At 60.2% G+C, this 17,715-nt stretch carries 17 protein-coding genes and 1 tRNA gene; 11 read left to right on the forward strand and 7 right to left on the reverse strand.

Annotation, left to right across the window (positions count from 1 at the left end):
* Positions 1-8 precede the first annotated feature (8 nt).
* Complete coding sequence (locus tag SJY21_RS08200) at positions 9-1,913, forward strand: beta-galactosidase (protein ID WP_377508774.1); 1,905 nt, start codon at positions 9-11, stop codon at positions 1,911-1,913.
* Positions 1,910-2,875 carry an aldose epimerase family protein gene (locus SJY21_RS08205; protein WP_377508777.1) on the forward strand — a complete coding sequence of 322 codons (966 nt, stop codon included), beginning with the start codon at positions 1,910-1,912 and terminating at the stop codon, positions 2,873-2,875. The genes SJY21_RS08200 and SJY21_RS08205 overlap by 4 nt, the downstream gene beginning before the upstream one ends.
* On the opposite strand, the gene SJY21_RS08210 is transcribed toward SJY21_RS08205, so the two are convergent.
* Positions 2,872-4,509 carry a sulfatase-like hydrolase/transferase gene (locus SJY21_RS08210; RefSeq protein ID WP_377508780.1) on the reverse strand — a complete coding sequence of 546 codons (1,638 nt, stop codon included), beginning with the start codon at positions 4,507-4,509 and terminating at the stop codon, positions 2,872-2,874. The genes SJY21_RS08205 and SJY21_RS08210 overlap by 4 nt on opposite strands.
* Before the next feature lie 134 nt (positions 4,510-4,643).
* Between SJY21_RS08210 and SJY21_RS08215 the strand changes: the two genes are divergently transcribed.
* A tRNA-Met gene (locus SJY21_RS08215) sits at positions 4,644-4,721 on the forward strand.
* A 166-nt stretch (positions 4,722-4,887) separates the two neighbouring features.
* The gene (locus SJY21_RS08220) at positions 4,888-6,300 is read left to right on the forward strand and encodes an FAD-binding oxidoreductase (RefSeq protein WP_377508783.1); all 1,413 of its coding nucleotides are present in this window, start codon (positions 4,888-4,890) and stop codon (positions 6,298-6,300) included.
* Here SJY21_RS08220 and hemC read toward each other — a convergent pair.
* Positions 6,290-7,243, reverse strand: coding sequence for a hydroxymethylbilane synthase (hemC, locus tag SJY21_RS08225; protein ID WP_377508786.1), 954 nt, complete (start codon positions 7,241-7,243; stop codon positions 6,290-6,292). The genes SJY21_RS08220 and hemC overlap by 11 nt on opposite strands.
* A gap of 92 nt (positions 7,244-7,335) precedes the next feature.
* On the opposite strand from hemC, the gene hemE reads away from it, so the two are divergent.
* Positions 7,336-8,370, forward strand: a complete 1,035-nt coding sequence (gene hemE, locus SJY21_RS08230; protein WP_377508789.1) for a uroporphyrinogen decarboxylase — start codon at positions 7,336-7,338, stop codon at positions 8,368-8,370.
* Between the two features lie 164 nt (positions 8,371-8,534).
* Here the strand turns inward: hemE and SJY21_RS08235 are convergent, their stop codons facing one another.
* The gene (locus tag SJY21_RS08235; protein ID WP_377508792.1) at positions 8,535-9,566 is read right to left on the reverse strand and encodes an AraC family transcriptional regulator ligand-binding domain-containing protein; all 1,032 of its coding nucleotides are present in this window, start codon (positions 9,564-9,566) and stop codon (positions 8,535-8,537) included.
* Positions 9,567-9,740: 174 nt separating this feature from the next.
* Between SJY21_RS08235 and SJY21_RS08240 the strand changes: the two genes are divergently transcribed.
* The 4 genes from SJY21_RS08240 (at position 9,741) to SJY21_RS08255 (ending at position 12,052) form a co-directional block, all read left to right on the forward strand.
* Positions 9,741-10,187, forward strand: coding sequence for a cupin domain-containing protein (locus tag SJY21_RS08240; protein ID WP_377508795.1), 447 nt, complete (start codon positions 9,741-9,743; stop codon positions 10,185-10,187).
* Between the two features lie 86 nt (positions 10,188-10,273).
* Positions 10,274-10,801 carry a hypothetical protein gene (locus SJY21_RS08245; RefSeq protein ID WP_377508798.1) on the forward strand — a complete coding sequence of 176 codons (528 nt, stop codon included), beginning with the start codon at positions 10,274-10,276 and terminating at the stop codon, positions 10,799-10,801.
* Position 10,802: 1 nt separating this feature from the next.
* Positions 10,803-11,660 (forward strand): alpha/beta fold hydrolase, encoded by an 858-nt coding sequence (locus SJY21_RS08250; protein ID WP_377508801.1) that lies wholly within the window; start codon positions 10,803-10,805, stop codon positions 11,658-11,660.
* On the forward strand, positions 11,657-12,052 hold the full coding sequence (locus SJY21_RS08255; protein ID WP_377508802.1) for an MAPEG family protein: 396 nt from the start codon (positions 11,657-11,659) through the stop codon (positions 12,050-12,052). Before SJY21_RS08250 ends, SJY21_RS08255 begins: the two co-directional genes overlap by 4 nt.
* A 318-nt stretch (positions 12,053-12,370) precedes the next feature.
* Here SJY21_RS08255 and hemF read toward each other — a convergent pair whose 3' ends face one another.
* The gene (hemF, locus tag SJY21_RS08260) at positions 12,371-13,267 is read right to left on the reverse strand and encodes an oxygen-dependent coproporphyrinogen oxidase (protein ID WP_377508805.1); all 897 of its coding nucleotides are present in this window, start codon (positions 13,265-13,267) and stop codon (positions 12,371-12,373) included.
* An 82-nt stretch (positions 13,268-13,349) separates the two neighbouring features.
* On the opposite strand from hemF, the gene SJY21_RS08265 reads away from it, so the two are divergent.
* On the forward strand, positions 13,350-13,736 hold the full coding sequence (locus tag SJY21_RS08265) for a hypothetical protein (RefSeq protein ID WP_377508808.1): 387 nt from the start codon (positions 13,350-13,352) through the stop codon (positions 13,734-13,736).
* On the opposite strand, the gene SJY21_RS08270 is transcribed toward SJY21_RS08265, so the two are convergent.
* Genes SJY21_RS08270 through clpS form a run of 3 tightly spaced genes read right to left on the reverse strand, consistent with a single transcriptional unit; the run spans position 13,737 to position 15,917 of the window.
* Positions 13,737-14,537: an SDR family NAD(P)-dependent oxidoreductase gene (locus SJY21_RS08270; protein ID WP_377508810.1), complete on the reverse strand. Its 801-nt coding sequence runs from the start codon at positions 14,535-14,537 to the stop codon at positions 13,737-13,739. It lies immediately after the preceding gene.
* 39 nt (positions 14,538-14,576) lie between these two features.
* Positions 14,577-15,557 (reverse strand): class I SAM-dependent methyltransferase, encoded by a 981-nt coding sequence (locus tag SJY21_RS08275; RefSeq protein WP_377508812.1) that lies wholly within the window; start codon positions 15,555-15,557, stop codon positions 14,577-14,579.
* Positions 15,558-15,575: 18 nt separating this feature from the next.
* A complete protein-coding gene (clpS, locus tag SJY21_RS08280; RefSeq protein ID WP_377508815.1) occupies positions 15,576-15,917 on the reverse strand; it encodes an ATP-dependent Clp protease adapter ClpS in 342 nt (113 codons plus the stop codon).
* A gap of 403 nt (positions 15,918-16,320) precedes the next feature.
* Here clpS and SJY21_RS08285 point away from each other — a divergent pair, with 403 nt between their 5' ends.
* On the forward strand, positions 16,321-17,715 hold the full coding sequence (locus tag SJY21_RS08285) for a D-alanyl-D-alanine carboxypeptidase family protein (protein ID WP_377508818.1): 1,395 nt from the start codon (positions 16,321-16,323) through the stop codon (positions 17,713-17,715).

Consider the following 17,715-nt stretch of genomic DNA (forward strand, 5'->3'; position numbering starts at 1 on the left):
GGACCGACATGAAACACACCCTTGGCGTCTGCTACTACCCCGAACACTGGCCCGAAGACATCTGGGAACAGGACGCCGCGCGCATGGTCGCCGCTGGCCTGTCATGGGTGCGGATCGGCGAATTTTCGTGGCAGCGGCTGGAACCCGTTGCGGGCGATCTGCGCTGGGATTGGCTGGATCGGGCGATTGATGTGCTGGGGCAGGCAGGGCTGAAAATCATCCTTGGGACACCCACTGCAACCCCGCCGCGCTGGATGCTCGATAAACACCCCGACATGCTGCCGGTCGATGCGCAGGGGCGGCCACGCAACTTTGGATCGCGGCGTCACTATTGCTTCAGCGACCTTGGATATCGCGATGAATCCCGCCGGATCACACGGCTGATGGCACAGCGCTATGGATCAAATAAACACATTGCAGCATGGCAAACAGACAACGAATATGCCTGTCACGACACAACACGCAGCTATTCCGATGCCGCACGGACAGGCTTTCGCGACTGGCTGGCGCAGAAATACCAAAGCCCCGATGCCCTGAACCGCGCATGGGGCAACGTGTTCTGGTCGATGGACTATGACGACTGGGCGCAGATCGACCTGCCCAACCTGACCGTGACCGAACCCAACCACCCGCATGTGCTGGACTTCGCGCGCTATTCAAGCGATCAGGTTGTCGCGTTCAATCGCGTGCAGGTTGATGAAATCCGCGCACATTCCGATGCGCCGATCATCCACAACTATATGGGGCGCGAAACCTCGTTTGATCACTGGAAGGTCGGGGCCGACCTCGATATCGCATCATGGGACAGCTATCCGATCGGTTTTCTGTCCGACCGGATCGAAGGCAGCGACGATCACAAGCTGATGTTCCTGCGTCAGGGCGACCCTGACAATCAGGCGTTCCACCATGATCTTTACCGCGCTGTGGGGCGGGGAAGACTCTGGATCATGGAGCAACAGCCCGGTCCCGTGAACTGGGCGCCCTACAACCCCGCCCCCCTGCCCGGCATGGCCCGCCTTTGGGCGTGGGAGGCTTTTGCCCACGGCGCTGAAACCGTCTGCTATTTCCGTTGGCGACAGGCCCCGTTCGCGCAGGAACAGATGCACGCCGGCCTGTTACGGCCCGACAGCGCCGATGCCCCCGCACTGGCCGAAGCGCAGCAAGTCTCACAAGAAATCAATGGCTTACCCGATGTCGGCACAGCGCAAGCGCAGGTCGCGCTGGTGTTCGATTACGAAAGCGCCTGGGGCTGGGAGGCCCAGCCGCAAGGAGCAGATTTCGACATGTTCCGCCTTGCATTCAGCGCCTATCGCGCCCTGCGCCGCGCCGGTTTGAACATCGACATCCTGCCGCCCGATTGCGCCGATCTGTCGCCCTACAAACTGGTCCTCGCGCCCGGTATCATGCACCTGTCCGACCCGCTGCGCGCCGCACTTGCCGCATTCAAAGGCATCGCCCTGATTGGCCCGCGCACCGATACCAAAACCGAACACCTGTCGATTCCCACACCGCTTGGCCCCGACATCGACGGGCTGGATGTGACTGTTGCCCTCACCGAAAGCCTCCCGCCCAACGCGCAGGTCAAACTGTCGGGCGGCGGGCGTTTCCTGCATTGGTTCGAACACCTTGAAGGGGGCGATACGGCCCATATGACCACCAAAGACGGCCACCCCGCGATCATGGGCAGCGACAATCTGCGCTATCTGGCAGGCTGGCCCGACGCGGCGACTTTTGATCGGATCATCGGCTATCACTGCGATATCCTTGATCTGGAAACCCACAGCCTGCCCGAGGGTCTGCGTATCCGCGACACCGACACCCACCGCTTTGTGTTCAACTACGCCCCCCATCCGCAAAACTGGAACGGCACCGAAATTCCCGCCGCGGGCGTGCACTGGGAACCGCTGGCGTGACGATATTCGGCACCACCGCTGACGGGCGCGATGTCCACGCGATCACGATTGGCAACGACACCCTGCGCGCGACGCTCCTGACCTGGGGCGCACTGTTGCAGGATGTGCGGCTGGCGGGCGTGCCTTACGGTCTGACCCTGAACAGCGCCGATCTGTCCGACTACACCGGCGGGATGCATCATTACGGTGGGCTGATGGGCCCCGTCGTCAACCGGTTAAGCAACGCGCAGGCCGTGATTGACGGCACATCCCACCAGTTCGAGGCAAACTATCTGGACCAGCACACGCTCCATTCCGGCGCGGCTGGAACACATTTCAAAGTGTGGCAAATTGATGAACAAGCGGAAAATTCGTGCATTTTATCCGTGAAATTGCCAAACAGTGAGGGCGGCTTTCCCGGCAACCGCACCGTGCGTGTCCACTACCGGATCACCGGTTCAACGCTGTCGATGACAGTGACCGCCACCACTGACGCCCCCACGCTGATCAATTTCGCAAACCACAGCTACTGGAACCTTGACGCAAGCGAAACTTGGGCCGGCCACCGGTTGCAGATCGCCGCCGGCCGCTACACGCCCAACGACACCGCGCAAATCCCAACGGGCGAAGTGCGCGATGTCAGCGGCACCTCCTACGATCTTCGAACCCCGCGCGATATACACCCGCAAGCCCCTGATTTCGATACGAATTTCTGCCTGTCCGATGCACCAGGCGCTCTGCGCGATGTGCTGACGCTGACCGGTCAATCCGGTGTCACCATGACCGTGGCAACCAACCAGACCGGCATTCAGGTGTTCGACGCAGGCACCACCCATCGCCCGCACCGCGCACCCTACGAAGGACTGGCGATCGAGGCACAAAGCTGGCCCGACGCCCCAAATAAACCGGGCTTTCCCGGCATCGAACTGCACCCCGGCCAGACCTATGAGCAGATCACAAGCTGGCGGTTCAGCGCGCCCTAGTCATCCACATAGCGCTGGCGCACAGGCCCGCGATAGCGCGATAACGCCTCCTGCGATACCTCGCTTCCATCCCAAAGCCAGTGCAGAATGCCAACCCCCTCGGACCCGCCCTGCCGCGCCATGATATCGCCGTCCGACACGGTCACGCGCTGCGCCATCCGCCGCCCCCAGGCACCCAGCCGGTCATACATCAGCGCCAGAATATCATCGTGCAACCCGCTGCGGCCAAGGTCGCGCAATTCCTGCGGATCATTGTCCAGATCGAACAGCATTGGCGGGAACCCACCCTCGGCGTGAATGAACTTCCAGCGCCGATCCACCACCATAAACAGACGCGCATCGCGCGGGCTGACCTCCAGTTTCGCGCGCATCGACTGGCAGGAGTAATCGTATTCACTGATCGCAAAATCCCGCCATGCGGGCGTTTCACCGCGCAGGAATGGCACCAGCGACCGCCCCTCGACAATATGATCAGGCACCGTGCCCCCGGCCATTTCAATGAACGTCGCAGCCAGATCAATCGATTCCACCAAGGCATCGCAGGTCACGCCGCCTGTGGTTTCGGCCGGGTCATAAATGATCAGCGGAACCTTGACGGACGGATCATGAAACATGTCCTTTTCACCCAGCCAGTGATCGCCCAGATAATCCCCATGGTCCGAGGTCAGCACAATCACCGTGTCCTTGTCACGGCCCGTTTCCGCCAGATGATCCAGCAAAACCCCCAGCTGATCGTCGCATTGTTTGATCAACCCCATATAGGCGGGGATCACGGTCTCGCGCGCTTCATCCCGTTGATATAATTTGGCAAATTCATTCCCGGCAAAGGCCGCATAAACCGGGTTGGGATCATCCAGCTCGCACGCATCACGCACCGGCGGCACGACATTGTCGGCCCCGTACATCGCATGATAGGGCGCGGGCACGATATAGGGCCAGTGCGGTTTGATGTAACTGACATGGGCACACCATGGCCCCTGTGCCTGATCCATGAACGCCATCGCCTGGCGCGTCAGCCACGGGGTTTCGCTGTCCTCCTCGCGGATATTGGCGGGCTTGCCCGCATGCGCAGTGATCCAGCCCGTCGCCATCTCGTCGCCGTCCACACCTGCGTTGGCATAATCCGCCCATGGGTTTTCCCCGTCATAGCCACGCGATGTCAGGTAGGCGTTATAGGGGCTGCGCTGTTCATCATAAAACCCGTCCGGCCCCCAGGCCCACAGCCCGTCATCCCGGCACCACACATCAAAACCGCACTCGGCCTGCCGCGCGCCAATCACCGAATCCGGCGACAGCCCAAGGCGCGCCATCCCCGCCGCATCGACTTTCATATGCGTCTTGCCGATCAGCCAACAACCCATGCCCAGCGCGCGCAAATGATCACCCATCGTCATCTCGCCGACGCGCAGGGGAAAGCCGTTCCATTGCGCCCCGTGACTGGACGCATAGCGCCCCGTATAGGTGGACATTCGCGATGCCCCGCAGACCGGCGATTGCACATAGGCACGGGTAAATCGCACGCCCTTGGCCGCGACACGGTCAAAGTTCGGGGTCTGCAAAAGCGGATGGCCCGCGCAGGACAGATAATCGAACCGCAACTGGTCATACATCACGAACAGGATGTTCTTTTGCATCAAAATCGCCCCCTCACAGGTCGAACCAAAGCCTAGCGCGCGCAATGTCGCGTTGAAAGGCCGCGCTAGCTGTTCCTTGGGCTAAAACCTATTTGACAGGGACCAAACCAGTATCTAAAGCACCCCAGTGGTTAGGCGCGGTAGCTCAGTTGGTTAGAGCGATCGAACTCATAATCGATAGGTCGGGAGTTCAAGTCTCCCCCACGCCACCACCATTCACAAAATCAAAGATTTTTGAATGCGTGCGGTATAGCAATTCGCGCAGCGAAATGCGGGCCGCACCCGGTCGCTATTCTATTTCCCGTGCGATCGGCGACGCATCAACCATCCAGCGCCTGCGGCTTGATTCTGGCTAAGAAAACAAACTACCGTCCGCCCATGGATATCCTCACGCAACTACAAGCCGCCATTGGCCCCGCCAACGTCCTCACAGGTGACGACACCGCCAAGTGGCAATCCGACTGGATGGGCGTCTATGCCCTTGATCCGCTGGCCGTTGTGCGCCCCGCCAATACCGCGCAAGTGTCCGCCGTGATGGAAATCGCCCATGCCAGCGGCACGCCCGTCACGCCCGTGTCAGGGAACACAGGCATTGTCGGCGGCACGCAGGCCAAAGGCGCGATCATGCTGTCCCTCGACCGGATGAACGCGATCCGCGACATCCGCCCCGATGCGCGCATCGCCGTGGTCGAGGCGGGCGTGATCCTGTCATCCCTGCACGAGGCCACCGCAGCCCACGATCTGATCTTTCCGCTGACTTTCGGCGCGCGCGGATCAGCGATGATCGGTGGCGTTCTGTCCACCAACGCGGGCGGGTCCAACGTCTTGCGCTATGGCAACACCCGCGATCTGTGCCTCGGGATCGAGGTGGTGCTGGCCGATGGCCGCGTCATGGATCTGATGTCCGAACTGCACAAGGACAACTCCGGCTACAACCTGCGCCACCTGATGATCGGGGCCGAAGGCACGCTGGGCGTGATCACCGCCGCCGTCATGAAACTGCGCCCCAAGCCGCGCGCCTATGCCACAGCCATGCTTACCGTGCCGTCAATCGACGATGCGCTGACGCTGCTCAACACCATGCAAGACATCACCGGCGGCGCGGTCGAGGCGTTTGAATACATGCCCCGCACCTATATTCAGGGCCACATGGACCGGATCGCAGGCGCGCGCGAACCCTTCGATGCGCCCCATGACGTGAACATCCTGATCGAGGTCGCCGCGACCGCCCCGCGCGATGCAACCCCCGCCGATGACGGGCGCATCCCCGTGGTGGCCCTGCTTGAAGATACGCTGGGGGCGATGCTGGAAAACGGCACGTTGTTGGACGCGGTCATCGCCCAAAACGACAGCCAGCGCAGCGAAATGTGGGCACGCCGCGAAGCGGCCGCTGAAATCTCGCATGGGGTGAAACCCTTCGTGGACACGGACATCGCCCTGCCACTGGACAAGATCGCGACCTTTTTCGACCTGATCACACCGCGCATTTCCGCCCTTGATCCGGACGCCACGCAGCTGTCCGTCGCCCACCTGGGCGATGGCAATATCCACTTTTCCATGTATCCCAGATCAACCGATCCGGCCTTGCATGACGCGTTGATGGAAGCGGTCGAGGACGTCGTGCAAAGCCTGCGCGGCAGCTTTTCCGCCGAACACGGGATCGGCACGTCTAAACTGACCTCAATGGCGCGGCGCAAGGACGCGGTCGCGCTGGACGCCATGCGCGCGATCAAAGCCGCCCTTGATCCCAACGGCATCCTGAACCCCGGCAAGGTGCTGCCTAGACGCTAAAGAAATCCGGCCCCGCCTGCGCCAGCAAACGGGCCGCCATCGCGCGGCCCATGTCCGGCCCCTCGGCAATCGTGCCCTCTGCGGAATCGCTGTAAACTTCGGTCCCGTCAGGGCGTAAAATCTCGCCGCGCAGGCGCAGCCTGTCCCCGTCCAGTTCCGCCAGGGCACCTATCGGTGTTTCACACGACCCGTCCAATGCCGCCAGAAACGCGCGTTCCGCCGCCAGCCGCTGGCCCGTGTGCAGTTCATGGATCGCCGCCAGCATTTCACCCGTGCGCACATCATCCGCGCGCCGTTCAATCCCGATCGCGCCTTGGGCCACGGCGGGCAGCATATCATCCACCGCAATCGCGGCGCAGGGCACGTCATCCATCCCCAGCCGGTTCAGCCCTGCCATCGCCAGAAACGTCGCCGCCGCCACACCGTCATGCAACTTGCGCAAACGGGTCTGCACGTTACCGCGAAACTCCACGACCTGCAGATCAGGACGGCGGGACAACAGTTGCGCACGGCGGCGCAGGCTTGACGTGCCGACAACCGCCCCTTCGGGCAGATCAGCCAACCCGCCAAAATGCGGCGACACAAAGGCATCGCGCACATCTTCACGCGGCAAATAGGTATCCAGCAACAACCCCGCAGGCTGCGCCACCGGCATGTCTTTCATCGAATGCACGGCAATGTCGATGGACCCATCCAGCATCGCCTCTTCGATTTCCTTGGTGAACAGCCCCTTATTGCCGATCTCTTTCAACGGGCGATCCGCATCAATCAGGGTGCGGTCATCGCCCGTGGTCTTGATCACGACAATCGCAAAGGCATCATCAGGCAAATCAAACGCCGCCATCAGGCGGGCGCGTGTTTCATGCGCTTGGGCAAGCGCAAGCGGCGAACCGCGTGTGCCGATCCGCAGCGGCTGGTCGGGGGTGGGCAAATCATGGGTCATATGGCCTTCTAGGCGCGCGCAATGTGGCTGACAACCGCATTGACAATCCCCGCGTCACTTGGGACCACCACCCAAACGATCAGAGGCACAAAATGGCACAGCAAAAAACCATCCTTCGCGCCCTTGCAGGTGAAACCCTGCCCACCCCGCCAATCTGGATGATGCGGCAGGCGGGGCGCTACCTGCCCGAATACAAGGCAACCCGCGCGCAGGCCGGTGATTTCCTGTCGCTGTGCTACAATCCTGACCTCGCGGCCGAAGTCACCTTGCAACCGATCCGCCGCTACGGGTTCGACGCGGCGATCCTGTTCGCCGACATCCTACTGCTGCCACAGGCGCTTGGTGCCGACCTCTGGTTCGTCACCGGCGAAGGGCCGCGACTGTCGACGATCACATCTGCGGATGATCTGTGCGCCCTGAAACCAGCCAGCGCAATCCACGACACCCTGTCGCCAATCTATGAAACCGTGAAAATCCTGTCGCGCGAATTGCCCGCCGAAACCACGCTAATCGGTTTTGCTGGCGCACCATGGACGGTGGCAACCTACATGATCGCCGGTCAGGGCACCCCTGATCAGGGGCCAGCCCACGCGCTGAAAGCCGAAAATCGCGCGGTCTTCGAAGCTCTGCTCGACCTGATCACAATCGGAACAATCGACTATCTGTCCGAGCAAATCAAAGCAGGCGCCGAAGTCGTCAAACTGTTCGACAGCTGGGCCGGATCACTGCAAGGCGATGATTTCACAAACTACGCCGTGAAACCCGCTGCGCGCATCACGGCCGCCCTCAAGGCGCGCCACCCCGACACACCTGTCATCGCCTTCCCGCGTGGCGCAGGCGAACGCTACGCCGGTCTGCACGCAGCAATCGGCGCTGACTGTATCGCGCTTGATGATGGCGTGAGTGCCGATTGGGCCGCCGCCAACGTGCAACCCGATGGCTGCGTGCAGGGCAACCTGAAATCCAGCCACATGGTTACAGGCGGCGACGACCTGATCCGCGAAACCCGACACATCGTCGACGCCCTGTCAAACGGCCCGCACATCTTCAACCTCGGCCACGGCATCACACCGGACGCCGACCCTGAAAACGTGCAGTTGATGATCGACACGGTGCGGGGCGGGTAGATCACCGCATTGGCGCGGAGAGTATTAGCGTCCGCCTTGCGGGACAAACGTAGCTCCCACCATAATTGCGCCAACGTCCGCTTCAAAAACCAGCGGCGAGTCATGTAGCAAACGGGAACCGGGGCATAGTTCGCATTTGTAGCCCGTTCTCAGCCTAACAAGCATCACTGGGTGATCGCTCTGGCCTGCGTTGGTGTCTGTCCTGTCCAGGCACGAAACGCGCGGTGGAAGGCATTGGTGTCGCGGTAGGCCAGCAGGCTGGCGACCTGTTTGACGGTCATATCGCTGTTGCGCAGATATCTCAGCGCGAGAGATTTTCGCGTGTCGGTCAGAATATCCTGAAACGTTGCGCCTTCTGCTTGCAGTTCCCGCAGCAGCCCCGTGCGGCTTTTCGACAGGCGTTCGCAGACATAGGCAATAGACGGGTCGCCATCGCCAATGGCCTCGATCAAACAGGCACGGACGCGTTCTGGTATGCTGACTGTCGTATTGGCTTGCGCGAGCTGAAGGTTCAGGTCGGGTTCTACTGACATCCAAAGCGCTGCATTCTCGGACACGAGAGACAGACGCGCATCCTCGGGCGAGTAGACGATCTCCGGATCGCCTGTCTCTGGCATGACACCAAACGCATCCGCCAGTTCATGCCGTTTTTCGTCGGGTCCTCGAAAAAACACCTTTTCGGGGACAAGGCGTTTTGCAGTACACGAACACGCTTTTTCGTGCAGAAAGAGAAGAATACTTGGTGCAAGGCACGCCGGAAAATCAGTGTTCTGACGCAGAAGCCGGATCGCAACACGCAAGCGGCCCTTGTCGTTCTTGACCGTCATCGTCATCGGACCGAAGACATGTTTGAACTTTGCAAACCGTTCAAAACCGGTGCGCAGGTCGGGCGCGCAGGACATCGCAAAGAAAATCGGAGACGTTGCCCCATTGGCAAGGCCGCGCCCGATATGTGCTTCAAAGTCGGTGCGCCTGGATCGCGCAACGATTCCGTCCCATATCTTGAAGAAATCAGCTTCGGTGATGCGGACGCCGTGACCGGTGGCAATGCGCCCGGGCAAGCCCGCGTCAAAGATAACGTCGCGAGGGTCTGTTTCCATCAGTTTGCAGACGGCCCCGAACAGAATCGTTGTTGAATAAAGTGCGGTGTTGTCGTGATCCACGGCAGAGCCTCTTCGCTGGAACGGTAGGCGCATTCCTTGCGCGTTTGACGTGAGCAAGCAAGCCGTGTGGGACGATTTGCAAGCTTATGGGACGAAGTGCAAGTTGCCGCCCGGCTTCGCGGCAATCACATTCAAGGCAACGCACATTCGAGGGCCTACCAAGCCCGAATTTTACCAACCCCGTTCACCAACCAAGGAGCTACCAAAATGTCTCACCTCAAAACGATCCTCGCCAGTCTTGGCCTTGCTGTGATCGCATCCCTTCCTGTCGCCGCGCAGGACCGCTTTCCCGATCAAATGGTGCGCACACCGGCCGAGGATATCCCTTGGCAACCCTTGTTTCCGGGGGTCGAGGCCTACGCGCTCTATGGCGGTCTGGGTCAGGGCGTGGCGACGGCCTTCATCGCCCGAACCGACCCCGGTCAGTCCATGGCAATCCCGCACACGCATTCGGACGGGTATTGGGGTTTCATCCTGGCGGGCAGCCATCAGCATTGGGAGATGTCGGAACCCGATCAGGGGCCGGTCCTCACGGCAGGATCAAGCTGGTATCAGCCCGCCGATGTGCCCCATGCAGACCTGTGCGTCGGGCCGGAGCATTGCATCACGCTTGTGGTCTTTGAAGAGAGCGCTGACTTCATTCCGGTTCAGTAACTCAATGATGGCCGCGTGCGTCCATCCCTAGACGGACGCGGCGCTGTTCGCCAGTCCTCCTTCACATATAGCAGAAAGAGCCCAAAATGACCGATGATCCCTATCGCACACGCGTCAACGCGCTGGCCGTTATCAGCGCGGCCGCGTTCTTCGGCGCCAATCTTTTCATCGGGCTGTCGATGGGGGTCTATTGGCTGGCGCTCACGCCCGCACATTTTGTCACCCAGTTCTTTCCCCAGTTCAGCAGTTTCCTCTACACGATCATGCCGCTGTTCTTATTGATGCCGGTGGGCCTGATCCTGTCGGCCCGGCTCGATTGGCAGAATGCCCCGGCGCGCTACAACTGGGTCATCGCGCTTTGGCTCTATCTTGCGGTCTCGCTGATCACGGTGTTCTTCCACATGCCGCTCAACGTGAGGCTCGCAGAAGCGGTCGGCTCACCGGTAGCGGATACCCTGTCTTTCTACACGGGCATCGCGCTGGTCGGGCCGGTCACGGACGAAAATGCGGGCACAATCCGCGCGCTTTGGTTGCTGGGCCATATTCCGCGCGTCTTTATCACTCTCGCCTTGCCGATCTACGCATTGCGGGCCGTCACCGCCGGTTTGCGCTGACATGAACCTTAAGTTCTGCACAATCGACGGCCTTCAGATCAGATACGCCACCGCACGCAATTCCGGCAAGCCGCAGGTCGTCCTGACCTCGCCGCAACCGATGAGTATCCTGACCTATGAGGCGTGGTGGGATCGCTTGGCCGAAAAGTTCGATGTTGTGGCTGTGGACCTGCCAAACCATGGCGGCTCCGATGCCGCACGGCATGTCACGACCGTCAGTCAGCATGCCGACTTTTTCGGTAAAATTCTTGATCATTTCGACCTCGGTCATCCCCATTTCATTGGCCCTGATATCGGCACGCCAATGGCGCTGCGATACATGGCCGCTTCACCGCGCCGATTGAAATCCGCAACGGTCGGTGACGCAGGCTGTGTCGGGGTTGTCGAAGGCGCGTGGCTGTTCAGAGGGTTGGTCTACTCCCGCATAATCCAACTTGCGACACTGTCAGCCGGTGGCGCCATCGGAGGGCGCATCTATTGCGCAGCGGCAAATGCGATTGGCTACCGGCTCAGCCGCCCCACGGCCGCCGCCAAGGCCGATTATCTGGCAGGGTCGTTGAAATTTGCAAAGCTCAGGGGGCAAGTTGGATACCTTGCAAGCTATCCAAACGAGACACCTCAACTTCAGGACGCCGCCTTGAAGATCGAAACACCTGTGCAAGTGCTGCACGGCGAGTTTGATACTTTCGTGTCAGTCTTTAATTCAAGGCGGCTGGATGACCTGCTGCCCAACAGCCGCTTTGCCATCATAGAAGGAGCTGCTCACTACGCATGGGAGGACGCTGCCGAAGACTATCTGGCGCGCGTCCTGACCTTCATCGCCGAAGTCGAAAGCAACAATAAGGAAGTGATTCAATGACAATCGAAGCCCTGAGCATCCTAATATATGCCATGTTGTTGTTTGCCGTTGTCGTAACCCAAGCCACCTATGCGGGGATCACGGCTGGAAATGCCTTTGGCTTTTCAAATCGTGACGAACCGCAACCGCGTATGGGGCCGTTCGGCAGGCGGGTCGACAAAACGCTCGCCAACCTCAAGGAAGGCGCGATCATCTATCTACCCCTCGCGGTGATGGCTGTGGCGCTGGATGTTTCCAACATCTGGACGGTCGTCGCCGCGTTCACCACAATCATCTCGCGGGTGCTTTATGTCCCGATCTTCTTTGCAGGTATCCCCGTCCTGCGCACAGTGATCTGGGCACCAAGTTTCGTTGCGATGCCAGTCATGGCGTGGGGCATCTTGGTTGGCTAGGGCAGCGAAGCCTTCCTGAACCTGTGTTGATGATGAACTGCGTAAAACTCTTAGAAACTGGTGTGAGCAAAACCGGACGTTCGTCGGTTGCGCAGCATCGGTGATTCTGAACTCGAAGCGGTCCTTCACTGCATTTGCAAACCAACCCTTAACAAGCGTTAACAAAACCGGAAGCGCGGTGCGTTAACCACGACTATAACCATACCTCAGCCATACGGTTTCCATACGCTTTCCAGACGGCTTCCATACGCGGCAAACCCCAACAAATACGGGCGTTAACCTCTGATTCGCCGCACTGGGACATCGGGCGTTAAGCCATCACACCCATTTCGCCATCGGTGGCAGGCTCATCAGCACCGCATTGGCGTCATGGCCCGTCTCCAACCCAAATTTGGTGCCGCGGTCATAGACAAGGTTGTATTCCGCATAAAGCCCGCGATGCACCAGTTGCGCATCCTTGTCGGCGGCGCCCCATTCCATGTTACGGCGGGCTTCCACGCAGGGCAAAAACGCGGGCAGGAACGCGCGGCCGATGTCCTGGGTCAGGGCGAAATCCGCGGCCCAATCACCGGTGCAATGATCATCCATGAAAATGCCGCCGACACCGCGTGCGCGACCACGGTGCGGGATGTAAAAATAGTCGTCCGCCCAAGCCTTTAGCCGCGGATAATGCCCGTCCCCATGCGGATCAAGATGCGCCTTTTGAACGGCGTGGAAATGCGCCGTGTCCTCGGCGTATTCGATGCAGGGGTTCAGATCCGATCCGCCCCCGAACCACCATGCATGCGGTGTCCAGAACATCCGTGTATTCATATGCACCGCAGGTGTGTGCGGGCTCTGCATATGCGCCACCAACGAAATGCCGGACGCCCAGAACCGCGGATCATCGGCCATGCCATCCAGCCCCTTGCGTGCCGCCATCGCCGCCTGCGCGCGCGGCCCCAAGGTGCCATAGACGGTCGAGATATTGACCCCGACCTTTTCAAATACACGGCCCCCCCGCATGACGCTCATCAGCCCGCCACCGGCGTCCGATCCGTCATCACTGGCGCGTGTCGTTTCGCTCACCTCGAACCGGCCAGCGGGGGCATCTGCAAAAGGGCCCACCGTCTGGCTGTCTTCAAGGGTTTGAAATGCCGTAACAATTTCATCGCGCAGCGTCTTGAACCATGCGGCCGCCTGCGTCTTTTGCGATTCCATTGCGTCTTCAACCATGCCCGTGGCTCCCTGTTATTGCATAACAATTGCGAATATCATCCCTTGTGGCGATCGACCACCGACGAATAAGGATCTGCCCATGCGCGCGCCCGTTTTGCTAGTCCCCCTTCTTGCCCTCGTGGCCTGCGCCACCCCGCGCGAACAATGCATCAATCAAGGCACTCGCGACTTGCGCGTCATCAACAGCCTGATCAGCGAAACCCAAGGCAACCTGTCACGCGGCTATGCCCTTGCGGAACAACAGGAAGTTCGTGTTTTGCGCAGGTCGTGCGAAGGCACGAATGCGGACGGATCAACATTTCGCTTTCCCTGCGAGGAAACCGAAACCTTTACGCGCAATGTCCCCGTTGCAATTGATCTGAACGCCGAACGGGCCAAGCTGCGCTCGCTTCAGGAACGTCAGGTGCAGGAACAGCGCCGCGCCCGGGCCGCAACCCAGCAGTGCATTGCGATACATCCTGAATGATCAGTGCGCGGGCGCGACCACCGGATCAATCAAGGTGCGTCCGCCGTCCACTGTCACGATCTGACCGGTGACAAAGCTGGATGCATCAGACGCCAGATATTGCACCGCATCGGACACTTCACCGGGCCCCGCGATCCGGTTCAGGGGGGTGTGTTCAATGATATCGTCACGAAAGTCGTCATTGTCGCGCAGGCAGTCTTTCAAACTGCCACTCATCACCGACCCGAAGGCAACGGCATTCACACGAATCCGTTCCGGCGCAAGCGCCACGGCAAGCGAACGTGTCATCTGGTCCAGCGCCGCCGTGCTGACAGAATAGGCCAGCAATTTGGGATGCGTGCGCCGCGCCGCAATCGACGACAGGTTGATGATTGATCCGGCCGGACCTTCGTCCTGGTCCTCGGCCTGTTTGATCATTCGCTTGGCAATGGCCTGGCTTAGGCGCAGTGATGTCATCAGGTTCTGCTGCAACAGCATGTCCACGCCGTCTTCATCAGGATCCAGCGCATCCGCAACAACCATCTGGCGCGAGGCATTGACCAGAATATCGACACGCTCAAACGCGTCAATCGTGGCCGAAAGCAGGTTCGCAATCGTCAGCTTTTCGCGCAAATCGCCAGCAAAAATGCGAAAGGAACCGCCCTCCTCGCTTTCGCCCACTTCCTTGAGCAAGGCATCCTCGTCCATATCGGCAAAGATCACATTCGCACCTTCCGCCAGAAAATGCCGCCCGATGGCAAGGCCGACACCGTTTGCCGCACCTGTGACGATGGCGGTCTTGCCAGCAATGGAAAATGACATGGGGGTCTCCTGATTCCCGAAAGGAAACGCTAGTTGATTTTATCGCGCGGGGCGAGAGGCATGAAAAACCTTGAACGCCCCGTCCTGCGCGATCTGGGCGACGTCACGAAACGCGGCTTTCAACGGCGCCTCGTAGGGAAGTTGCCGGTTGGCAACCAACCACAACGCGCCGCGCGGAGTCAGCATCTTTGCAGCCGCCGCGATAAACGCCTGCCCCAGCGCGGGTTCAGCCGCGCGTCCTGTATGAAACGGCGGATTGCAGATCACATGATCAAATGGCGTTGCAGGCCGGAACGTCGTGGCATCGGCCCAATGAAACAAGGCGCGCTGGTCGGTCACGTTTTGGCGGGCGCAATCCAGCGCAAGTGCCTCGGCCTCGATCAGTTCAATCGCAGTGATCCCCGCACGGTCCAGCATCTGTGCTGACAGATAACCCCAACCCGCCCCAAGGTCGCCAACACGGCCCTTCATCTTGGGTGGCAGGTTCTCGACCAAAAGCGCAGACCCGCGATCAACCGACCCTTCGGAAAAGACGCCAGCCGTGGTGACAAAACCATGCGCGCCCTTTGCAGGCGCGGGAGCCACCCAATCGGCAAATACATCGCTGGCGCGGAACCAGAAACAGCGTCCATGTGCCTTGGTCACACTGGCAACATCACCCAACCGCTTGCGCGCTTCTTTGAACAGGCTATCAACGCCATCGGTCTTGTTGCCGTCCACAATGATCAACCCATCCGGCGTCAGCGCACAGGCGCGCGCAACCATATCGCGCGCCAGCGCCTTGGCACGTGGCACAACGACAACAACAGCGCTTGCAGCATCCGGCAGATCAGCGGAAACCGGAAAGCCCGCAGCGGCCCAATAGTCAAAATCAGGGCGGAACCCCTGCACCACCTGCACCCGATCACGGGGCAAATCCCCCAGAGCATAGGTTGCAGGCGGGCGCATCACGGCGATCACACCATCGTCAGGCAGGACCAATCCGCCATCAAGGGCTGTGCTAAGGCGTGAAACGGACATGGGAAACGGCCCGCGGGCCTATTCCTTTTCCATCGTGCATTGCAGTGGATGTTCGTGGCGGGCGGCGAAATCCATCACCAGCGCAACCTTGGTCTCGGCAATCTCGTGACTATAGACACCGACCACGGCAAGCCCCTTTTTGTGGACCGTCAACATCAATTCAAACGACTGCGCATGCGACATGCCAAAGAACCGTTCCAACACATGCACGACAAATTCCATCGGCGTGTAGTCGTCATTCAGGATCATGACCTTATACATCGGCGGACGCTTGGTCTTTTGACGCGTCTCGAGTTTGACGCCGATGTCACCATCGCCGTCATCATCGTTCTTGGCCATCTTCAAAACGTCGGCGGGCATGGGGTTCCTGAAATCAGTCATCGCTGGGCTTTATATAACCGTGCGTGCCCACATGAAAAGGGGCCGTTTTCGGGGGGGCATCGGTTGACAGCGATGGCCCGCCCGCCTGCGAATATGCAACGCGAACAGCAAATCGGGCGGCGCGCCCAAATTCTGCCACATTCGCCTATCTAGCGCAGACCGGGTAGGTTTGCCCCTAAATATGCCATCTGAGGTTTAAGAGCGACACCAAAGTCTTTGAAATTAGGGTATTTTCTGAAACGCAAACTCGTGCTAATGTTCGTTCAAATCAAAGGTGCCATCAAAAAACAGGCGCCACGAGGCAGTAGAACGAGGCAGTGTCGTGAAACGACGTTTGGGACACCCGGCATTAACCGGGATATTACTTCTGTTTGTGATGGTGATGGCGGCTTTGGCTCCCCTGGCCAGTCGCGCCGCACCCTATGCAGCGATGGTCATGGATGCCCGCACCGGAGAAGTGCTCCATTCGCGCAATGCCGACACGCGGCTGCATCCCGCATCGCTGACCAAGATGATGACGCTGTATCTTGCCTTTCAGGCTATCGAAAACGGCGAGATCAGCCTTGATACCGAAGTGACCATCACCCCGCTCGCCGCCAACGAACCCCCATCCAAGCTGGGCCTGCGCGCAGGGCAACGTATCCGGCTGCGCTATCTGATCCGCGCCGCCGCCGTGAAATCGGCCAATGACGCTGCCACTGCAATCGGGATCGCCCTTGAAGGGAACGAGGCCGCCTTTGCCCGCCGCATGAACCGCGCCGCCGCCGCCATGGGCATGACCCGCACAACATTCCGCAACGCCCACGGGCTGACCGAAGCAGGGCACCAATCCACCGCGCGCGACATGACGATCCTTGGCCGCCACGTAATCTACGACTTTCCCCAGTATTATAACCTGTTTTCACGCCGCACCGCCGATGCCGGCATTGCCACCGTCAGCCACACAAACCGTCGTTTCCTTGACGCCTACCGCGGCGCGGACGGGATCAAGACAGGTTACACCCGCGCGGCAGGCTTTAATCTTGTTGCATCGGCTGAACGGGGCAGCGAACGGATCATCGCCACGATGTTTGGCGGTTCATCGACGGCTGCGCGAAATGCACGGGTAACAGAACTGATGGACATGGGCTTTGCCCGCGCACCGTCACGCGCACCGCTTTCCGCCCCCGACGAGCCAAGTTACGGCGCGATTGCATCCGCGGCCCCCGAACCCGCAGCACCCGGCACCGCTGGCCGCACGATACGCGTCAACGGTTTGGTGACACGCAGCCTGCGCCCCATCGCGCGCCCCACACCCGAGGCCGCACCGGAACCCGAATTGCTGCTGGCCAATGCTGACGTCATTCAAGACGCCGTCGCCGAAGTGATCGAAGCGCAAGCCGAAGAAATCGCCGCCGTTGCCGCCGAAGTTGCGGCACCCGCCACATCAGAAGCACCACCTGCACGGCCCGCAGATCTGGTCATGGCCTCGGCCGACACACCAGCCGCCGCAGCGCCCAGCCAACCCGAAGTCGTCACCCGTATTTCCACATCGGGCGGGCGTCACTGGGGCATCAATGTCGGGCGCTATAATTCGCGCTATCAGGCCGAACGTGTTCTGCTGCGTGTCGCCCTGAACGAAATGTCCACGCTGGACGGGTCTTTGCGCCGCGTGAACCAGTCGACGCGCGGGTTTGATGCGAATTTCATGGGGCTGACCCGCGAAACCGCCGATCTAGCCTGTCGCCGCCTGCAAGCGCGTGGCACCACCTGCTTTATGATCGGGCCATCGTCCTAA

The organism is Octadecabacter sp. R77987 (assembly GCF_042466115.1).
GTDB lineage: Bacteria > Pseudomonadota > Alphaproteobacteria > Rhodobacterales > Rhodobacteraceae > SW4.

Bases quoted from the DNA above. Each gene is read 5' to 3' on its own strand.
- SJY21_RS08210 (WP_377508780.1), bottom strand. From the start codon at position 4,509: ATGCAAAAGAACATCCTGTTCGTGATGTATGACCAGTTGCGGTTCGAT.
- hemE (WP_377508789.1), top strand. From the start codon at position 7,336: ATGGCACAGCAAAAAACCATCCTTCGCGCCCTTGCAGGTGAAACCCTG.
- SJY21_RS08275 (WP_377508812.1), bottom strand. From the start codon at position 15,557: ATGTCCGTTTCACGCCTTAGCACAGCCCTTGATGGCGGATTGGTCCTG.
- SJY21_RS08245 (WP_377508798.1), top strand. From the start codon at position 10,274: ATGACCGATGATCCCTATCGCACACGCGTCAACGCGCTGGCCGTTATC.
- SJY21_RS08250 (WP_377508801.1), top strand. From the start codon at position 10,803: ATGAACCTTAAGTTCTGCACAATCGACGGCCTTCAGATCAGATACGCC.
- SJY21_RS08265 (WP_377508808.1), top strand. From the start codon at position 13,350: ATGCGCGCGCCCGTTTTGCTAGTCCCCCTTCTTGCCCTCGTGGCCTGC.
- hemC (WP_377508786.1), bottom strand. From the start codon at position 7,243: ATGACCCATGATTTGCCCACCCCCGACCAGCCGCTGCGGATCGGCACA.
- SJY21_RS08270 (WP_377508810.1), bottom strand. From the start codon at position 14,537: ATGTCATTTTCCATTGCTGGCAAGACCGCCATCGTCACAGGTGCGGCA.
- clpS (WP_377508815.1), bottom strand. From the start codon at position 15,917: ATGCCCGCCGACGTTTTGAAGATGGCCAAGAACGATGATGACGGCGAT.
- SJY21_RS08285 (WP_377508818.1), top strand. From the start codon at position 16,321: ATGGCGGCTTTGGCTCCCCTGGCCAGTCGCGCCGCACCCTATGCAGCG.
- SJY21_RS08200 (WP_377508774.1), top strand. From the start codon at position 9: ATGAAACACACCCTTGGCGTCTGCTACTACCCCGAACACTGGCCCGAA.
- SJY21_RS08235 (WP_377508792.1), bottom strand. From the start codon at position 9,566: ATGCGCCTACCGTTCCAGCGAAGAGGCTCTGCCGTGGATCACGACAAC.
- SJY21_RS08220 (WP_377508783.1), top strand. From the start codon at position 4,888: ATGGATATCCTCACGCAACTACAAGCCGCCATTGGCCCCGCCAACGTC.
- hemF (WP_377508805.1), bottom strand. From the start codon at position 13,267: ATGGTTGAAGACGCAATGGAATCGCAAAAGACGCAGGCGGCCGCATGG.
- SJY21_RS08255 (WP_377508802.1), top strand. From the start codon at position 11,657: ATGACAATCGAAGCCCTGAGCATCCTAATATATGCCATGTTGTTGTTT.
- SJY21_RS08240 (WP_377508795.1), top strand. From the start codon at position 9,741: ATGTCTCACCTCAAAACGATCCTCGCCAGTCTTGGCCTTGCTGTGATC.